The organism is Achromobacter sp. NPDC058515 (assembly GCF_042721735.1).
GTDB lineage: Bacteria > Pseudomonadota > Gammaproteobacteria > Burkholderiales > Burkholderiaceae_B > Achromobacter.
Genome location: NZ_JBHXNI010000011.1, coordinates 187,363 through 204,672, shown reverse-complemented (window position 1 = coordinate 204,672; position 17,310 = coordinate 187,363). Strand labels below are relative to the sequence as shown.

Here is a 17,310-nt window from a genome sequence, read left to right as displayed (position 1 = left end):
AACTTAAAGATCGGCGCAAAAAAGCTAGGGGAAACCCGGCGAAACCGTCCCGTTTCCCGGGCGGAACGCCGCAAAGCCGCTGCTACACTGCCGCCAAAGACACAGTGGAGGCAGCAATGGCAAGGCCCGCCGGCAAGGTTGAAAAGAACACGGAGCAGTCGCCAACCGCTGCGCGCAGAGGCATCCAGTCGATCGAAGTGGGGTTCCGGATCCTGGACGTGATCCGCAAGGCCGGCCGCCCGATGCCCTTGAAGGAAATCGCGGACGCCTGTGAACTGACCGTCCCCAATGTCCATTACTACCTGGTGAGCTTTCAAAAGGTGGGCGTGGTGCAGCAGCACGCCGACACCGGCCACTACGGCCTCGGACCCTATGCCCTGCGCCTGGGGCTGGCGGCCCTGGAGCAATTCGACGTGTTCACCACGGCCCGGCCCATCATGGCCGAAGTGGCCGCGGCCACCGGGCATACCGTGTTCCTGGGCGTGTGGGGCAACAAGGGCCCCACCATCGTCTACCGCGTGGAAGGCAGCCGCAGCCGGCCCTTGCTGGAATTGCGCGTGGGCACCGTGATGCCCCTGCTGTCGTCGGCGCTGGGCCGCAACTTCCTGGCGCATCTGCCGGACGCCCTCACCCGCGACCTGCTGGAGCAGGAGATGGCCTCGGCCGTGCCCGAAAGCCACGGCGGCGCGCCGGGCAATTCGTACACGATGCAGGACGTGCAGGCGATCCGCGACGAGGTGCAAAAGCACCACATCAGCCGCTGCCGCCACGCGCTGCTGCCGCACTTCACATCGCTGTCCGCGCCCATCTTCGACATGCTGGGCGAAATGAAGGCGGCCATCACCCTGATGGGGCCGGTGGGCGCCATCGACGACGACCTGGAATCGGACACGGCCCGGCTGCTGAGCGAGAAAGCCCGCTCGATCTCGGCGACGGCGGGCTGGGTGGACCCGGACGCGCGCTGAACGGCGCGCGCCGGGACGACGGGGGCATCACCCCTCGGCGACGATCTTCGCGTCCTGGATGGTCTTGGCGTACTTCTGCTGTTCGTTCTTCATGAAGTCGGCAAAGCGCTGCACGCTGCCGCCGCCGTCTTCCGCGCCCACCTGCGCCAGCTTTTCCTGCACGTCCGCCATCGCCAGGACCTGGTCGATGTCGCGGTTCATGCGCTGGACCATGGCGTCGGGCATCTTGCCCGGGCCCACCATGCCGAACCAGATGCTGGCCTCGAAGCCCGGGTAGCCCTGTTCGGCCACGGTCGGCACGTCGGGCTGGCTCTTGGACCGCTTCTGCAGGGTCTGGGCCAGGGCGATCACCTTGCCGGACTGCAGCAGCGGCGTGGCGGTCGTCATGCCTTCGAAGCAATACTGCACATGGCCGCCCATCAGGTCGTTCATCAGGGGCGCGGATCCCTTGTAAGGCACATGCAGCACGTCGATGCCGGCGCGGGCCTTGAAGATTTCCAGCGCCAGGTGCTGGGCCGAGCCGCTGCCGGCCGAGCCGAACACGATCTTGCCGGGCTGGGCGCGGCACAGCTGGACGAGGTCGGACAAGGTCTTCGCCGGCTGGCTGGCGCCGCCGATCAGGATGGTGGGCGTCTTGCCGACCAGGGCGATGGGCGTGAAGTCGCGGTCCACCGAGTAGGCCAGCTTGGGCTGCAAGCCCGGCGCGATGCCGTGGCTGTTCACATGCGCCATCAGCAAGGTGTTCCCGTCATTGGGTTGGCGGGCGACCTGCTCGGCGGCGATGATGCCCGCCGCGCCCGCGCGGTTCTCGACGATGACCGGGATATTCCACAGCACGCCCAGCTTCTGCCCCAGCAAGCGCGCCAGCACATCGGTGCCGCCGCCGGCGGGAAACCCCACGACGATCTTCACCGGCCCGGACGGCATGTCCTGCGCCCGCGCCGCCACGGGCAGGACGAGCGCCGCCCCCAGCGCCGCGGCGCTGGTCATGAATTGCCTACGTTGCATTCTTGTCTCCTCGCGCGCCGGTCCAAAGGCCGGCGACTGGTTATGGATGCACTGCCTGCCTCTGTCGCATCCGGCCGTCTGGCGCGGCCTGGATGCTGCACTCCTGCACTACGACTGCATGAAGGATTCGGGCCCGCGCTAGATTGCCGGCGGCGCAGCCAGCCGCTGCGCCAGCTGCGCGGCCTGCGCGCTGTCCAGCTCCACCAGCGGCGGCCTGACGGTGACCCATACGGGATCCTGCCTGCGCTGCGCGATCGCGGCCTTCATGGCGGGAATCATGGGGTAGGACTGGAAGATCGCGCGGGTGTCGTTCAGCGCCTGCTGCCTGTCGTCGGCGCCCTCCTCGCGCCAATGGCGATAGAGCTCGACGATGGGGCCCGCGTTGACGTTGCCGGTGGCGGTGATGCAGCCGGCGCCGCCCGCGCGCAGGGTGTTGAGCAGCACCGTCTCGGTGCCGGCGAACACGTCGAAGCCGCGCGGCTGGAAGTCGCGCAGCATCGCCTCGGTATTGGCCCAGTCGCCCGAGCTGTCCTTGATCCCCGCGATGATGCCGGGATACTCGCCCAGCAGGCGGTCGATCAGGCCCAGGCTGATGCCCACGCCCGACACCGGCGGGATGTGATACAGGTAGATGCGCAGCCGGTCGTCCGCGACCTGCTCGATCACGTGGGCGAAGGCGCGGAACAAGCCTTCGTCGCTGACGCCCTTGTAGTAGAAGGGCGGCAGCATGAGCACTCCGCCGCAGCCCGCGGCGACCGCATGGCGCGTCATCTCGACCGCATCGGGCAGGGCGCAGGCGCCCGTGCCCGGCATCATGCGGCTGGCGGGCAGGCCCGCCTCCAGCAAGGCGTCCAGCAGTTGGCGCTTTTCTGCCACGCTGAGCGAGTTGGCTTCGGAATTGGTGCCGAAGATCGCCAGCCCCGCGCCCTGCTCCAGCAATGCGCTGCAATGTTCGACAAAGCGCGGCGCGCTGGGCGACAGGTCTGCGTTAAAGGGAGTCAGGACGGGCGAATAGACGCCCTGCGGACGATCGGCGGCAACAGTGCTCATGAAGTTCTCCTGTGATCAGCGGGCGACGCGGGTCCACTTGCCGTACCGTTCGACCATGCGTTCGTCAAAACCGAACCCAAGCCCCGGTTCCTGATGCAAGACCACGCGACCCTGCTTGTGGGTCAATTGGCGATCGACCAGCTTGCGGAAATTGAGGACCTGGTCGTCCCAGAAAAATTCGACGTAGCGCGCATTGGGCGTGGCGGCAACCAGCGGCGCATGCACGTCATGGAACCAGTGCGGGCAGACCACCACGCCGTAGCTGGCGGCCGTGGCGGCGATGCGCTTCCACTCCGTGATGCCGCCGCAAACCGCCGCGTCCGTCTGCAGGATGCCAGCGGCGCCCTTGTCCAGCAATTCCTTGTGATACCAGCGGCCGTAGCCGATCTCGGCGGTGGCGATCGGCAGGTGCGTCAGACGCGCCAGCTTGGCATGGCTGTCGATGTCGTCCGGGCCGAAGGGCTCTTCGATGAAATAGGGCTCGTACTGCTCGAAGCGGCGGATGTACTGCATGGCCTGGGTCACGTCCTGCCAGGCGTTGTTGCAGTCCATCATCAGCTCGACGTCCGGACCCACGGCCTCGCGCGCAGCCTTCAGGCGCGCCTCTTCCTCGCGCGGCGACAGGCGGCCGGTCTTCATCTTGACGGCGCGGAAACCCTTGTCCACATAGCTGGCCATTTCCTCGCCGAGGTGCTGCGGGGTCTTGCCGTCCAGGTAGTAGCCGCCGCTGGCGTAGGCCGGCACGGTTTCCAGTTCCATGGCGCCCAGGAACTTGTGCAGCGGCAGGCCCGCCGTCTTGGCGTTCAGGTCCCACAGCGCGATGTCCAGCGCGCTCAGCGCCCGCATCACCGTGCCCTGGCGGCCTTGCAGCAGCGCTTCCTGGTACATGGCTTGCCACAGGCCTTCGACGGCGTGCGAGTCCTTGCCCAGCAGCACCGGCCCCAGCAGGCTCTGGACGGCGGCCTCGAAGATGGCGCCGCCGGCGCTGCCGACGTAGCAAAAGCCGATGCCTTCCACTCCGTCGGAGGAACGCACCTTGACCAGGCCATAGTGGCGTGTGGAGACGGTGCGGTTCGAGAACGAGGTGACTTTATCCAGAGGCACCGCGGCGGCGCATACGTCTATGGATTCAATGATGGGCACGGGTGGCTCCTTGGTAGCTGGAATGTTCCGACAGGCTTGATCAGCGCGCCTTGCGCTGCCTCAACGCCGTGGACGTATTCTTCACCCCGCAAAAGAAAACAACAACTATCTTCATCCATATTTAGAATATGGAAAAACTATCTTCCCAAGAGGCTGGCCGCCGTGGACTCGCGTTTTCTGCAAACCTATGTGCATGTGGTGGAGCTGGGCTCCATCGCCCAGGCCGCAAGGCATCAGGGCCTGACTCCGGCCACCGTGCAGCAGCGGCTGCGCGCGCTGGAGGCGGACGTGGGCAGCTCGCTGATCGCGCGCTCCGGACGCACAGTCAAGCCCACCCCGGCCGGCGCCCGGATTCTTGAACGCGCACGCAACATCCTGCGCGACGTCCGCGATCTGCGTTCAGCCGCCTCGGATACCGAACTGCCCGCCGGCCCCCTGCGCCTGGGCGCCACGCCCACCGCGCTGACCGGCATCATGCCGCCGGTGCTGCGCACCTGGGTGACGCGCCATCCGCATATCGAGATCTATATCGAACCGGCGCCCACCACCCTGCTCTACAGCAAGGTGCTGACGGGCGAACTGGATGGCGCGCTGCTGGTGCATCCGCTGTTTTCGCTGCCCAAGACCTGCGCCTGGCGCGACCTGCGCCACGAGCCGCTGGTGCTGGTCACCCCGGCGGACATGAAAGTGCGCGACCCGCTGGCCGTTCTCGCGCGGGAACCCTACATCTGCTATGACCGCAGCGTGGTCGGCGGCAAGATGGCCGACGACTACCTGCGGGCCCGCAATCTGCGGCCGCGGGTGCGGTTTGAACTCGACGGCATCGATTCCATCGCCAAGCTGGTGTCGGAGGGATTGGGAGTGGCGCTGTTGCCTGACTGGGCGACCACCGGAACGCCGTCTGCGCGCGTCACGCGTTGGCCGCTGCCCGCGCCCTGCCCGGTGCGCACCGTCGGCGCGATCTGGCTGCGGTCCGGCGTGCGCTCGGAATTGATGCGGGCATTCGTGGAACTGACCGAGACGCAGCTCGGTCTGGGTTCGAGCGCCAAGGCCAGGCGCAGCTAGGCGATGGCGTCCTGGCCATTGCGGGCAACGACCACGCCGCCGGAAACCACCAGGCGGCGGGGAGCCCGCTTGACCACGGCTTCGGCCACGCAGCTCGCGTCGACCAGCACCAGGTCGGCGCGCGCGCCGGGCGCCAGGCCGTAGTCCGCGAAGCCGCAGGCGCGGGCGGCGGCGTGGGTCACGCAATCGAAGGCCCACTCGACCTCGTCGTCGCGCCGCAGGTCATTGCGCAGGCCGATCAGCGTGGCGCGGGCCAGCATGTCGGGATTGCCGTAGGGCGTCCAGGTGTCGCGGATGCCGTCGTTGCCGCCGAAGATCGTCACCCCGGCCTCGCGGCAGGCGCGCACGGACGGCACGGGCCGCGACGGCGGCGCGGTGGTCAGCAAGGCCACGTCCAGCGCCGCAAGCCGCTTGAGCAGGCCGTCCAGCCGCTTCGCGTCGACGCCCCCCAGGCAGAAGGCATGGCTGATGACGACCTTGCCGTTCATGCCCAGCGCCTGGGTGCGGTCCAGGATCAGGTCAAGCGTGAATGCGCCCAGCTCGCCCGGCTCGTGCAGATGGATGTCCACCGGCTTGCCATGCTTGCCGGCCAGGTCGAACAACACGTCCAGTGACCTTGCGGGGTCGCGGTCGATGGCGGACGGGTCCAGCCCGCCGAGCACGTCCGCGCCCTGGGCCAGGGCCTCGTCCAGCAATTCCGCCGTGCCGGGCCGCACCAGCAGGCCTGACTGCGGGAAGGCCACTGTTTGAATTTCGACGCGGCCGGCAAGTTCGCGGCGCGTGGCGTGCACGCCATCCAGGTGGCGCAGCCCGGCATCGGTGTCGATATCGACATGCGTGCGGATGCGGGTGGCGCCTTCGCGCAGAAAGGCCATCGCCAGCGCGCGCGAATGGCTCGCGGCGTCGTGGCCGGTGCTGGCGCGCCAGGCGCGTTCGTTGTGGATGCGGTCGGTCAGGGCGGACCCGACCTCGTTCACGTACCAGGGAGAATCCCAGGTCGTCTTGTCCAGGTGCGTGTGCCCTTCCACCAGGCCGGGCAGCAGCAGCGCGCCGCCGCCATCTTCCACGGCGACGGCGGGCTCAGCGTCGAGTCGGGGCCCGATTTGCCGGATGCGGCCATTGCGCACCAGCACGTCCACGGCATCGCCTTGCGGCGCGCGGACGTTCTTCAGGAGCAGATCCGTCATCTCAGACTTGAGGCGGCTCGATCCAGAAGAAGCGTTCGCCCTGGCGGACCATGTCGGCCACGCCTTCGGCGCCGATGCGATAGTCCGTGCCCATGAGCGTGGCGCCGCCGTCCTCGTGGATATGGATGACGGCCAGCGGGTCATTGGCCATGGTGTACCAGTAGTAACCGGGCTTGAGATCGTGCAGGTCTGTATTCATGCTTCGAGTATACAAATAACCTCGTGCTGTTTTCAAAAAGACAACACTAATTCAGCGCAGGCCTGACACGATGGACGTGACGCGTCATACTCCCCCACTGCGAGGCGGACATAACGCCCACTCAGTTGGCACGTGTCGACTCGGCCGCAGCAGCAATGGCGCGCAGGCGTTGATCGCGAGGGGAACAGCGAGCACATGAAAAGGCAGTCACTCCAATTCAGCGAACCTCTCAAGCAAGCCGTTCTTGAGGGCGCCAAGGTGCAGAGCCGGCGCATCCTCAAGCCGCAGCCGACCAAGTTCACGACGGTCTGGTATGCGGATGCCGCGGACTCGGGCAGATGGGTGGCGATGGGCCCGTCGCCGGACAATCCCTCTGAATTGCGCAAGACCTCAAGCTGGGTCAGATGCCCTTACGGAAAATCCGGCGAGAGCATTGAACTCGCCGATGAAGCCGGCAACTCCTTTGCCAGCGCAGTAGTGGTGGGCGTACGCATACAACGCCTGCAGAATCTGTCCGAAGCCGATGCCCGCGCAGAAGGCACGCAAGCCCTTTATCAAAGCTCCGCGCTGCTGCCGGGCGTCCCGCTTCAAACAGCGTTTGCGCTGATGTGGTGCGAACGCTATGGCGCGCATGCGTGGGCCGCAAATCCATGGGTCTGGGTGGTTGAATATCGCCGCTCGCAGCCCGACGAACACCTGGACAGGTAGCGGGGTGGCGCGCGGGTGCAACACCGTTACCCGCGCCAGGCCGCCGATGGTGACTACGTGTAACGCCGCCGAATAACTTCATCTGATTCCAGGTTATTTCAATCGACTTCAACGCAGGGTTTACCAGAGCGGACGGCTTCTGCCGCAACGCAGCACCGGCGCGGGTTTTATCAAAGGGACGGTTGCGGATTGTCGCTATTGAGGCGGGGCCGCTTACGAAAAGCTGGCGGAAAGAACCGAAAATAGCGTCAACGAATACTCAACTTTGCTGCGTCATGCGGCGGGCAGGTGCAACATGAAAAAATGGCTTATTGCAGGTGTTGGTGCCGCGGGTCTGCTGATCTCCAGCGTCGCGCTGGCTCGCGTGGACGTCGGCATTTCCATCGGCGTGCCCGGGATCATGTATCCGGCGCCGGTTTATGTGGCGCCGCAGCCCGTCTACGTGGCGCCTCCGCCACCCGTTTATTACCGTCCGGCGCCGGTGTATGTCGCGCCGCCGGTGGTCTACCCCGCGCCGGTTTATTACCGCGGCGGCCCCCGCTACTACGACCGCGGCCATTATTACCACGGCCGTGGGCGCGGCCATGACCATGGCCATCATCGGGGCCGCGGCCACGATCGCGACTGACCTGCGCGTAACGGCAAAAAATATGGCCACTCTTTCGAGTGGCCTTTTTTTCGCCAGGACAATGTCCGGTGTCCTGCGGGATGTTCTCTGTCAGGCCGTGGGGGCCTGAGCAGGTTTGACGGCCAGCACGGCCGGTTGCTGCGATGCCGGCTTGGCCTTGCTATCGGCCCAGCGCGGCGATTCCTGAACAAGATCGATCCATCGGCGCGGCGCACTCGACGCCCGCCACCAGCCATTATGCGGACGCATGAGCAAACTCCGGTTCACCGTTGAAACGCACACCATTAATTTCTTGGAACAATTGACGGCTTTCCTGTTCTGCTTCGTGCAAGTTCGTGAACGGCGCCTGTCCCGGCACGGTCCAGCATTTTTCCGGTGCGGTTCCGCCTACCCGGCGGGTCCATATCTGCACGCGGTAGCCCTGCTCGTCTTCATGAGCCACAGAGCATCTCACACGAAAATCTCCAATCATTCTTGAAGTCATGGACAACTCCTTGTTATATAAGTGAATGAAGCGTGTAGAACGCGGGTGTATTGTGCCGCAACTATCTGGCCCTTTTATTGGAATACACAATTGCTCACATCAAAATCAAACACTCATGGCGGCAGAATAGCGTTCTAAAGCGACAAGATTATGTCGCAATGATAAAAAAAAACGGAGCCCGAGGGCTCCGCCTTTTTATCCGCCATATGGCCGATGGACAGGTCTTGCGTCAGGGTTTGAGCACCGTCAGGCCGCCCATGTAAGGCTGCAGCGCTTCGGGAATCAGCACGCTGCCGTCGGCTTGCTGGTGATTTTCCAGCACGGCCACAAGCGCCCGGCCCACGGCCAGGCCCGAACCATTCAGCGTATGCACGAATTCCGGCTTGCCCTGGGCATTGCGGAAGCGCGCCTGCATGCGGCGGGCCTGGAACGTTTCGCAGTTGGACACCGACGAGATTTCGCGCCAGGTGTTTTGCGCCGGCAGCCACACTTCCAGGTCGTAGGTCTTGGCCGAACCGAAGCCCATGTCGCCCGTGCACAGCAGCACGACGCGATACGGCAGGTTCAGCAATTGCAGCACGCGTTCGGCGTGGCCGACCATGTCCTCCAGCGCCTCGTACGACTGGTCGGGCTGCGTGATCTGCACCATTTCGACCTTGTCGAACTGGTGCTGGCGGATCATGCCGCGCGTGTCGCGCCCGCCGCTGCCGGCCTCGGAACGGAAGCAAGGCGTGTGCGCGGTGAGCTTGATCGGCAGATCGGCGGCTGCCTGGATGGCGCCGCTGGCCACGCTGGTCAGCGTGATCTCGGAGGTGGAGATCAGGTACTGGTCCTCGCGCACGTAAGGCTTACCCTGGTCGTCGACCTTGGGCTCGTCGTCGCTGCCGCCCTTGGAGACCGCGAACATGTCGTCCTTGAACTTGGGCAGTTGGCCGGTGCCGAACAGGGTCGAGGCATTGACGATGTAGGGCGTATAGCACTCGGTGTAGCCGTGCGTGCCGGTTTGCAGGTCCAGCATGAACTGGGCCAGCGCGCGGTGCAGGCGCGCGATGGGGCCGCGCATGAACGAGAAGCGCGCGCCCGACAGCTTGGCGGCCATGTCGAAATCCAGGCCCAGCGGTTCGCCGAGGGCGACGTGGTCGCGGGCCTCGAACGCCAGGGCCGGCGGGTTGCCGTCGGCGCCGGCGGCGCCGGGGAGCCAGCGGCGGACCTCGACGTTGTCGTCGGCGGAGTCGCCCTGCGGCACGCTGGCGTGCGGCAGGTTCGGCACGGACATGAGCAGTTCGTTGAGCGGCAGCTGCAAGGCGGCCAGCTCGTCTTCAAGCTGCTTCAGGCGTTCGGGCACGGCCTGCGATTCCGCCATGACGGCGCTGGCGTCTTCGCCCTTGGCCTTCAACTGACCGATCTGCTTGGCCAGCGCGTTGCGGCGGGCTTGCAGGGACTCGGTTTCGGTCTGGACGGCCTTGCGGCGAGACTCCAGGTCGTTGAACCGTTCCGTGTCGAAGGTCACGCCACGGCTCTTGAGGCGGTCTACGACGGTTTGCAGGTCTTTGCGCAGCAGTATCGGGTCTAGCATGGTGATGTCGGTGAGGTTGCGAGAAGCAACGGGCGCGGCCCGTTACCGGTTTTTGGCGCGTTCCTGCGCGTCCAGCTCACGCAGGAATGCCAGCTTTTGCTGGATTTTAGCCTCCAGGCCGCGATCGGTCGGCCGATAGAAGGAGGGATTGAGTCCATCAGGGAAATATTGCTCGGCGGCGGCGTAGCCGTGCGGCTCGTCGTGCGCATAGCGATAGGCCTTGCCATGGCCCAATTGCTTCATCAATTTGGTGGGCGCGTTGCGCAGGTGGATGGGCACGGGCGCGCTGCCGTGTTCCGCCGCGAATTTGCGCGCCTGGTTGTAGGCGTTGTAGACGGCGTTCGACTTGGCCGCGCAGGCCATGTAGACCACCGCCTGCGCCAGCGCGAGTTCGCCTTCGGGCGAGCCCAGGCGTTCGTAGATGTCGGCGCCGTTCACGGCAAGGTCCGTGGCGCGGGGATCGGCCAGGCCGATATCCTCCACCGCCATCCGCACCAGGCGGCGCGAGAGGTACTTGGGATCCGCGCCGCCGTCGACCATGCGGCAGAACCAGTACAGCGCGGCATCGGGGTTGGAGCCGCGCACCGACTTGTGCAGGGCGCTGATCTGGTCGTAGAAGGCGTCGCCGCCCTTGTCGAAGCGGCGCAGGTTCTGCGACAGCGAGATCTCAAGCCAGGCGGCGTCCACCGTGTCGCGGCCCGCGGATTGCGCGGATTCGGCCACGACTTCCACCGCGCTGATCAGCCGGCGCGCGTCGCCGTCGGCCCAGGCCGCCAGCTGCTCGCGCGCGTCGGCCTCGATGCGGATGGTCTCGCCGTCGTCCATGCCCTCATTGAGCGCCTGCACCGCGCGGTCGACCAGCAACTGCAATTCCTCGGCCGTCAGCGATTGCAGCACGTAGACGCGCGCCCGCGACAGCAGCGCCGAGTTGACCTCGAACGAGGGATTCTCGGTGGTGGCGCCGATGAACGTGAAGAGGCCGCTTTCCACGTAAGGCAGAAAGGCGTCCTGCTGCGCCTTGTTGAAGCGGTGCACCTCGTCGACGAAGAGAATGGTGCGGCGGCCCTGGCCTTGCGCCACCTGCGCCACCGTGACCGCCTCGCGGATGTCCTTCACCCCGCCCAGCACGGCGGATATGGCGATGAACTGGGCGTCGAAGCCGTCTGCCATCAGGCGCGCAAGCGTGGTCTTGCCCACGCCCGGCGGGCCCCAGAAAATCATGGAATGCGGACGGCCCGATTCGAATGCGACGCGCAGGGGCTTGTCCGGCCCCAGCAGGTGCGATTGCCCGACCACGTCGGACAAGGTGCGCGGGCGCAGGCGTTCGGCCAGGGGCACATAGGGCCGATGCGCTGGATCGGCCGCGAAGAGATCGTTGCTCATTGGCAGCAGATGAAGGAAGTCAGCAAGGATTTCAAGTCTGCATTACACCATGCCCGGGGCCGGCCAAGCCCCGGCGCGGCGGCCTGCCGGCCTACGCCAGGTCGGGCGGCGAGAAGCGGCGGTTCGCCAGCACCGGCAACACCTTGCGGGCGTGGGCCAGGCGTTCGGGATCGATGTCGGCAAACACCAGCGCGGGCGCCTCGCCCGCGCGCGCCGTGACGACGCCCAGGGGATCGACCACCATGCTGCAGCCGATGTTGCGCTCGCCGCATTCGCCCGTGGCCGCCACGTAGCAGGTATTTTCCAGCGCGCGCGCGGTGACCAGGACTTCCCAGTGCATTTCCTTCAAGGGGCCGCGCACCCAGGCGGCCGGCAGCACCAGCAGGTCCGCGCCGTCCAGCGCCAGCCGGCGGGCCAGCTCGGGAAAGCGCACGTCGTAGCAGGTCATCAGGCCCACGCGCAGCCCGGCGATCTCCAGCAGGGGCGGGATCTCCGCGCCGGGAGTGACGTTGGTGGATTCTTTCATGGTGAAGGCGTCGTACAGGTGCAGCTTGCGGTACTGCGACAGGATCTTGCCGTCCCGCAGCGTGACCAGCGTGTTCCAGACCCGCCCTTCTCCCGTCGGAACGTGGACGCACATCATGGTCGACAGCGACGAACCGCGGCTGGCCTCCAGCAAGCGGGTCATGAAGGGGCCGTCCAGCGGCTGCGCGGCCTTCAGCACGATCTGCGGATCCGTGATGTCGCGGGCCAGGATGCCTTCGGGCAGGACCAGCAGGTCCGCCCCGCCCGCACGGGCGCGCTCCATCAGGTCGACGCAGACCTGGGCGTTTTCTTCCCAGACGCGGCTGACGGCGAACTGGCCCAAAGCAACTTTCAGCATGACTTTTCCTCTGTGGGGGCGGCGGGCACGCAAGGCGTTGCGCGGCATGGAACCTATTTTCCCACTGTCGCGGCAGCCTCGACTACGGGAAACTCCTAGCTCCCGCTTGTAAATTTCTTTCACGATAATGAAAAAAATTCGATTTGACGTAAATATTTTCCACACCAGGCGCCCGCCATGACGAACTCATCCTCTCCCGCAGCCCCTCTGGACGTCAACGGCAAAGGCCTGGGCGCCTTTCCCGCCTCCTGTACCACCGCCGACGTGGCGGCGCTGAACTGGAACCTGCTGGACGAGGACGTGAGCCTGCCCGTGGCCGTGCTGTACGAAGCCCGGGTGCGCCACAACCTGCAATGGATGCAGCAGTTCATGGAGGCGTACCACGTCAAGCTGGCGCCGCACGGCAAGACCACGATGAGCCCGGCGCTGTTCAAGCGCCAGATCGACAACGGCGCCTGGGGGATCACGCTGGCGACCGCGCCGCAGGTCCTGGCCGCCTATCAGCACGGCATCCGCCGGGTGCTGATGGCCAACCAGCTCGTGGGCCGCGCCAACATGGCCATCATCGCCCGCCTGCTGCAGGACCCCGCTTTCACCTTCTTCTGCATCGTGGATTCGCCGACCAACGCCGCGCAGCTCGGCAAGTATTTCGGCGAGCAGGGCCTGGTCCTGCCCGTGCTGATCGAACTGGGCCCCACAGGCGGCCGCACCGGCGTGCGCGACGACGCCCAGCTCCAGTCCGTCGTGGACGAAATCGGCCGGTGGCCGGGCCTGGCCCTGGCGGGCATCGAAGTCTATGAAGGCGTGTTGCAGGACGAAAGCGCCATCCGCGCCTTCCTGCGCCGCGCCACCGACGCGCTGCGCGGGCTTGCCACCGCGGGCAAGCTGCGCAAGAGCGGCCCCGCGCTGATCTCCGGCGCCGGCTCCGCCTGGTTCGACGTCGTGGCCGAGGAGTTCTCGCAGTTGGACATCGGCCAGCCCCTGGAAGTGGTGCTGCGCCCCGGCTGCTACCTGTCGCACGACGTGGGCATCTACCGCACGGCGGCCGAACGCATCAACGCGCACAACCCGGTCGCCCGCAAGATGGAGCCGGGCCTGCAGCCCGCGCTGCAGGTATGGGCCTACGTGCAGTCGCTGCCCGAAGCCGGCCGCGCCATCATTGCGCTGGGCAAGCGCGACGCCGCTTTCGACGCCGGCCTGCCTACCCCCGCCCTCCTGCACCGCCCCGGCCGGCAGGCGCCCGGCGCGGCGCCCGCGCACTGGAAGCTCTCGGCCATGATGGACCAGCACGCCTTCATGCAGATCGGCGAGGGCGACGACATCCAGGTCGGCGACATGATCGCCTTCGATATTTCCCACCCCTGCCTGACGTTCGACAAATGGCGCCAGGTCCTGCTGGTGGACGAGCAATACCGCGTCACCGACGTGGCCGAGACCTTCTTCTAGACCCCCCTGCCCGCCGCACCGCGCCAGGCCCCGAGGGGGCGAGCAAAACCTGGGATCCCGGCGCTTTACCCGATACCAAGCGACAACCTGTTTTTGACCCTCTGGAGAGAGAATCATGAACTTCCGTACCTCCCGGCGAGGCGGTGGGCTAAAGAGCCTGCTCGCGGCCGGCGCAATTGGCTTGACCGCATTGTCGACCCCCGCCCTCTGTGCCACGCCGGTCAAGGGAGGCACGATCTCGGTCGCCACCATCGGCGAACCGCCGACGCTGGATCCGATGAGCAGCACGGCCGACCTGGTGGGCATCCTGACGCAGCATTTCTTTGAAACGCTGTACACCTTCGACGCCAAGTGGAACCTGACCCCGCTGCTGGCCGACAAGATGCCGGAGGTCTCGCCCGACGGGCTGGTCTACACCATTGCGCTGCGCCAGGGCATCACGTTCCACGACGGCTCCAAGATGGATTCGTCGGACGTGCTGGCTTCGCTCAAGCGCTGGACCGAAACCGCCACGCGCGGCAAGAATGCCGCCAAGATCATCGCCGGCATGGAAGCCCCGGACGCCAACACGATCCGCATCACGCTCAAGCAACCCTATGCTCCCCTGACCGCGCTGCTGGCCATGAACAACAGCGCCGCCGTCATCATGCCCAAGGGCAAGATCGCCCCGGCGCTGACCGAATTCGTCGGCACCGGCCCCTACCAGCTGAAGGCGCGCGTGCCCGACCAGTACATCCAACTGGTCCGGTTCGAGGGCTACAAGCAGCGCGAAGGCGAGCCCGACGGCTACGGCGGCGCGCGCAAGCAGTACCTGGACGAAATCCGCTTCGTGCCGGTGAGCAATTCCAACACCCGCGTCGAGAGCGCGGTGGCCGGCCAGTTCGACTATGTCGATTCCCTGCCGGTGGAATCCCTGCCCAAGCTCAAGAACGGCCGCTCCGACCCGGTGATGCTCAAGCCCTTCGGCTGGCCGCGGCTGGTGCTCAACACCAAGCAGGGCATCATGGCCAACCAGGCCGTCCGCCAGGCGGTGCAGCTGGCGCTGAACGAAGAAGACATGCTGTACGCCGCGTTCGGCGACAAGGCCTTCTACAAGCTCAACGGCGACCTGTATCCCGAAGGCTACCCGTGGGCCACGTCCCTGGGCGGCAAGGTCTACAACAAGGCGGACGCCGCCGCGGCGAAGAAGCTGGTGGACGGCGCCAACGTGCAGGACCGCAAGATCCGCATCCTGACCAGCCAGCAGTATGAATTCCACTACAAGATGGCGCTGGTGGCGGCCGAATACCTGAAAGCCGCCGGCTTCACCGTGGACATGCAGGTGGTGGACTGGGCCACCCTGACGCAGCGCCGCCAGGACCCGGCCGTGTGGGACATCTTCATCACCCACAGCCCCTTCCTGCCCGAGCCCGCGCTGATCGACTTCCCGTCCAAGGATGCGCCGGGCTGGTGGGATACGCCGCGCCGCAACCAGACGCTGGACGCCTTCAACCAGGCGCGCACCCAGGAAGAGCGCGTCAAGCGCTGGGCCGACGTGCAGCAGGCCGTGTACGACGAAGTGCCCTTCATCAAGGTCGGCGACTTCAACGCGCAGGCCGCGCGGTCGCCGTCGCTGCAGGGCGTCAAGGCCGTGCCGTGGCCGTACTTCTGGAATGCGTGGAAGGCGCCCAAGTAAGCGTCCGGCTTGCGGGCGGCATCGGCCGCCCGCAAGCCGGTGAAACCCGCGTCTGCATCTGCATTTGCGCACTGACCTCTAGGATTCCACCGTGTTGCGTTATCTCTTAAACCGGCTGGTCGGGCTGGTGGCCGTGATGTTCATCGTCGCGACCATCGTGTTCGTGATCATCCGCGTCACGCCCGGCGATCCGGCCGCGGTGATGCTGGGCCCGCAGGCCAGCCAGCAGGACATCGCCGCGCTGCGCGCGCAGCTGGGGCTGGACCAGCCCATGGCCGTGCAGTACGTGTCGTGGCTGGGCAAGCTGGCGCAGGGCGACCTGGGCCAGTCCATCTTCATGAACAAGCCCGTGCTGTCCGCGCTGGCCGACCGCGCCGAACCGACGATCCTGCTGACCCTGATGTCGCTGCTGATCGCCAGCGCCATCGCGCTGCCGGTGGGCATACTGTCGGCGGTCAAGCGCGGCACCACGCTGGACCAGTCGGTGCTGTCGTTCTCGATGTTCACCTCCAGCGTGCCGAGCTTCTGGCTGGGGCTGCTGCTGATGCAGCTGTTCTCGGTGAAGCTGGGCTGGCTGCCCGTCGCCGGCTACGGCGGACCGGACGCGTCGCTGGCCACCCGCCTGTCGCACCTGATCCTGCCCGCGGTGGTGCTGGGCCTGGTGAACTCGGCGCTGATCACCCGCTTCATCCGCGCCAGCATGCTGGACGTGCTGCGCGACGATTACGTGCGCACGGCGCGGGCCAAGGGCCTGCCGGAAAGCAAGGTCATCCTGAAGCACGCGGTGCGCAATGCGCTCATTCCCATCCTGACGGTGCTGGGCCTGACCACGGCCCTGCTGATCAGCGGCGCGGTCGTGACTGAAACCGTGTTCGGCCTGCCCGGCGTGGGCAGTCTGGTCGTGTCGGCGGTGCTGCGCCGCGACTATCCCGTCATCCAGGGCGCGCTGCTGATCATCGCGGCCATCTACGTCCTGATCAATCTGTTCATCGACCTGCTGTACCTGGTGGTCGACCCACGGGTGCGCTACTAGTATGGCTATCGCAACTTCCTCTGTTTCCGGCGCCGGCGCCGACCGCTGGCAGGTGCTGCGCCTGCTGGTGTCGCGCAAGACGGTGCTGCTGAGCCTGATCGTAATCATCGTGCTGGTGGCGGCCGCGCTGCTTGCGCCGTGGGTCAGCCCCTACGATCCGTTCAAGCTGTCCATCATGAACCGACTGAAGGCGCCCGGCGCCGCGCACTGGTTCGGCACCGACGACTTCGGGCGCGACGTGTTCAGCCGCGTCATCCACGGCGGCCGGCTGTCGCTGATGGTGGGCTTTTCGGTCGTGATCGTGTCCAGCGTGCTGGGCATCGCGCTGGGCCTGATCGCCGGCTTCTTCCGGTCGGCCGACAAGTTCGTGTCGCGCCTGATCGACGCGATGATGGCGTTTCCCGACATCCTGCTGGCGATCTCGCTGGTGGCCGCGCTGGGCCCGTCGCTGGTCAACGTGGTGATTGCGCTGGGCATCGTCTATACGCCCCGCCTGGCGCGCATCGTGCGGGCATCGACCCTGGTGATCCGCGAACTGCCCTTCGTGGAGGCCGCCCGCGCGCTGGGCGTGCCCACCTGGCGCATCGTCACCGTGCACGTGCTGCGCAACCTGGTCTCGCCCATCCTGGTGCAAGGCACCTTCATCTTCGCCTACGCGATCCTGGCCGAAGCCGGGCTGTCGTTCCTGGGCGTGGGCGTCTCACCCGACATTCCCACCTGGGGAACCATGATCAACGCCGGCCAGCAATACATGGGCTCGGCCGACTGGATCATGATCTTCCCCGGCATCGCCATCGTGCTGTCCGTGCTGTCGCTGCAATTGGTGGGCGACGGTCTGCGCGACGTACTCGACCCGCGCCTGCGCAAGGAGCTGTAA

Annotated in this window: 17 protein-coding genes; 8 read left to right on the top strand and 9 right to left on the bottom strand. The window is 66.2% G+C overall.

Going from position 1 to position 17,310, the window contains the following annotated elements; genetic code table 11:
- Nucleotides 1-116: 116 nt before the first annotated feature.
- Nucleotides 117-965, top strand: a complete 849-nt coding sequence (locus ACFWP0_RS19810) for an IclR family transcriptional regulator (protein ID WP_377844874.1) — start codon at nt 117-119, stop codon at nt 963-965.
- A 27-nt stretch (nt 966-992) separates the two neighbouring features.
- Here the strand turns inward: ACFWP0_RS19810 and ACFWP0_RS19805 are convergent, their stop codons facing one another.
- The 3 genes from ACFWP0_RS19805 to ACFWP0_RS19795 form a co-directional block, all read right to left on the bottom strand.
- A complete protein-coding gene (locus ACFWP0_RS19805) occupies nt 993-1,973 on the bottom strand; it encodes a Bug family tripartite tricarboxylate transporter substrate binding protein (RefSeq protein ID WP_377844873.1) in 981 nt (326 codons plus the stop codon).
- Between the two features lie 138 nt (nt 1,974-2,111).
- Complete coding sequence (locus ACFWP0_RS19800; protein ID WP_377844872.1) at nt 2,112-3,023, bottom strand: dihydrodipicolinate synthase family protein; 912 nt, start codon at nt 3,021-3,023, stop codon at nt 2,112-2,114.
- Nucleotides 3,024-3,038: 15 nt separating this feature from the next.
- Nucleotides 3,039-4,166 (bottom strand): mandelate racemase/muconate lactonizing enzyme family protein, encoded by a 1,128-nt coding sequence (locus ACFWP0_RS19795; RefSeq protein ID WP_377844870.1) that lies wholly within the window; start codon nt 4,164-4,166, stop codon nt 3,039-3,041.
- Between the two features lie 162 nt (nt 4,167-4,328).
- Between ACFWP0_RS19795 and ACFWP0_RS19790 the strand changes: the two genes are divergently transcribed.
- Nucleotides 4,329-5,231, top strand: a complete 903-nt coding sequence (locus ACFWP0_RS19790) for a LysR family transcriptional regulator (protein WP_377844869.1) — start codon at nt 4,329-4,331, stop codon at nt 5,229-5,231.
- Here the strand turns inward: ACFWP0_RS19790 and ACFWP0_RS19785 are convergent.
- Both ACFWP0_RS19785 and ACFWP0_RS19780 read right to left on the bottom strand, forming a co-directional pair.
- Nucleotides 5,228-6,418 (bottom strand): amidohydrolase family protein, encoded by a 1,191-nt coding sequence (locus ACFWP0_RS19785; RefSeq protein WP_377844867.1) that lies wholly within the window; start codon nt 6,416-6,418, stop codon nt 5,228-5,230. The two genes, ACFWP0_RS19790 and ACFWP0_RS19785, sit on opposite strands and share 4 nt — an antisense overlap.
- A gap of 1 nt (nt 6,419) precedes the next feature.
- Entirely contained in the window at nt 6,420-6,617 is a 198-nt protein-coding gene (locus ACFWP0_RS19780) for a hypothetical protein (RefSeq protein WP_171661678.1), read from the bottom strand.
- A gap of 195 nt (nt 6,618-6,812) precedes the next feature.
- Here ACFWP0_RS19780 and ACFWP0_RS19775 point away from each other — a divergent pair, with 195 nt between their 5' ends.
- Both ACFWP0_RS19775 and ACFWP0_RS19770 read left to right on the top strand, forming a co-directional pair.
- On the top strand, nt 6,813-7,325 hold the full coding sequence (locus ACFWP0_RS19775; protein WP_377844947.1) for a hypothetical protein: 513 nt from the start codon (nt 6,813-6,815) through the stop codon (nt 7,323-7,325).
- Between the two features lie 295 nt (nt 7,326-7,620).
- Nucleotides 7,621-7,953, top strand: a complete 333-nt coding sequence (locus ACFWP0_RS19770; RefSeq protein ID WP_377844865.1) for a virulence factor — start codon at nt 7,621-7,623, stop codon at nt 7,951-7,953.
- Nucleotides 7,954-8,188: 235 nt separating this feature from the next.
- Here the strand turns inward: ACFWP0_RS19770 and ACFWP0_RS19765 are convergent, their stop codons facing one another.
- From ACFWP0_RS19765 to ACFWP0_RS19750, 4 genes are all read right to left on the bottom strand, one after another.
- Entirely contained in the window at nt 8,189-8,437 is a 249-nt protein-coding gene (locus tag ACFWP0_RS19765) for a hypothetical protein (protein WP_377844864.1), read from the bottom strand.
- A gap of 229 nt (nt 8,438-8,666) precedes the next feature.
- A complete protein-coding gene (serS, locus tag ACFWP0_RS19760) occupies nt 8,667-10,013 on the bottom strand; it encodes a serine--tRNA ligase (protein WP_377844862.1) in 1,347 nt (448 codons plus the stop codon).
- Nucleotides 10,014-10,055: 42 nt separating this feature from the next.
- Nucleotides 10,056-11,396, bottom strand: a complete 1,341-nt coding sequence (locus ACFWP0_RS19755) for a replication-associated recombination protein A (protein WP_377844860.1) — start codon at nt 11,394-11,396, stop codon at nt 10,056-10,058.
- Nucleotides 11,397-11,487: 91 nt separating this feature from the next.
- Nucleotides 11,488-12,279, bottom strand: a complete 792-nt coding sequence (locus tag ACFWP0_RS19750; RefSeq protein ID WP_377844858.1) for a deaminated glutathione amidase — start codon at nt 12,277-12,279, stop codon at nt 11,488-11,490.
- Nucleotides 12,280-12,456: 177 nt separating this feature from the next.
- On the opposite strand from ACFWP0_RS19750, the gene ACFWP0_RS19745 reads away from it, so the two are divergent.
- The 4 genes from ACFWP0_RS19745 to ACFWP0_RS19730 all read left to right on the top strand — a co-directional run bounded on the left by ACFWP0_RS19745 (nt 12,457) and on the right by ACFWP0_RS19730 (nt 17,310).
- Nucleotides 12,457-13,725 (top strand): amino acid deaminase, encoded by a 1,269-nt coding sequence (locus ACFWP0_RS19745; RefSeq protein ID WP_377844856.1) that lies wholly within the window; start codon nt 12,457-12,459, stop codon nt 13,723-13,725.
- Between the two features lie 115 nt (nt 13,726-13,840).
- Nucleotides 13,841-15,400, top strand: coding sequence for an ABC transporter substrate-binding protein (locus ACFWP0_RS19740; RefSeq protein ID WP_377844855.1), 1,560 nt, complete (start codon nt 13,841-13,843; stop codon nt 15,398-15,400).
- A 91-nt stretch (nt 15,401-15,491) separates the two neighbouring features.
- The gene (locus ACFWP0_RS19735) at nt 15,492-16,433 is read left to right on the top strand and encodes an ABC transporter permease (RefSeq protein ID WP_377844853.1); all 942 of its coding nucleotides are present in this window, start codon (nt 15,492-15,494) and stop codon (nt 16,431-16,433) included.
- A gap of 1 nt (nt 16,434) precedes the next feature.
- Nucleotides 16,435-17,310 carry an ABC transporter permease gene (locus tag ACFWP0_RS19730; protein WP_377844851.1) on the top strand — a complete coding sequence of 292 codons (876 nt, stop codon included), beginning with the start codon at nt 16,435-16,437 and terminating at the stop codon, nt 17,308-17,310.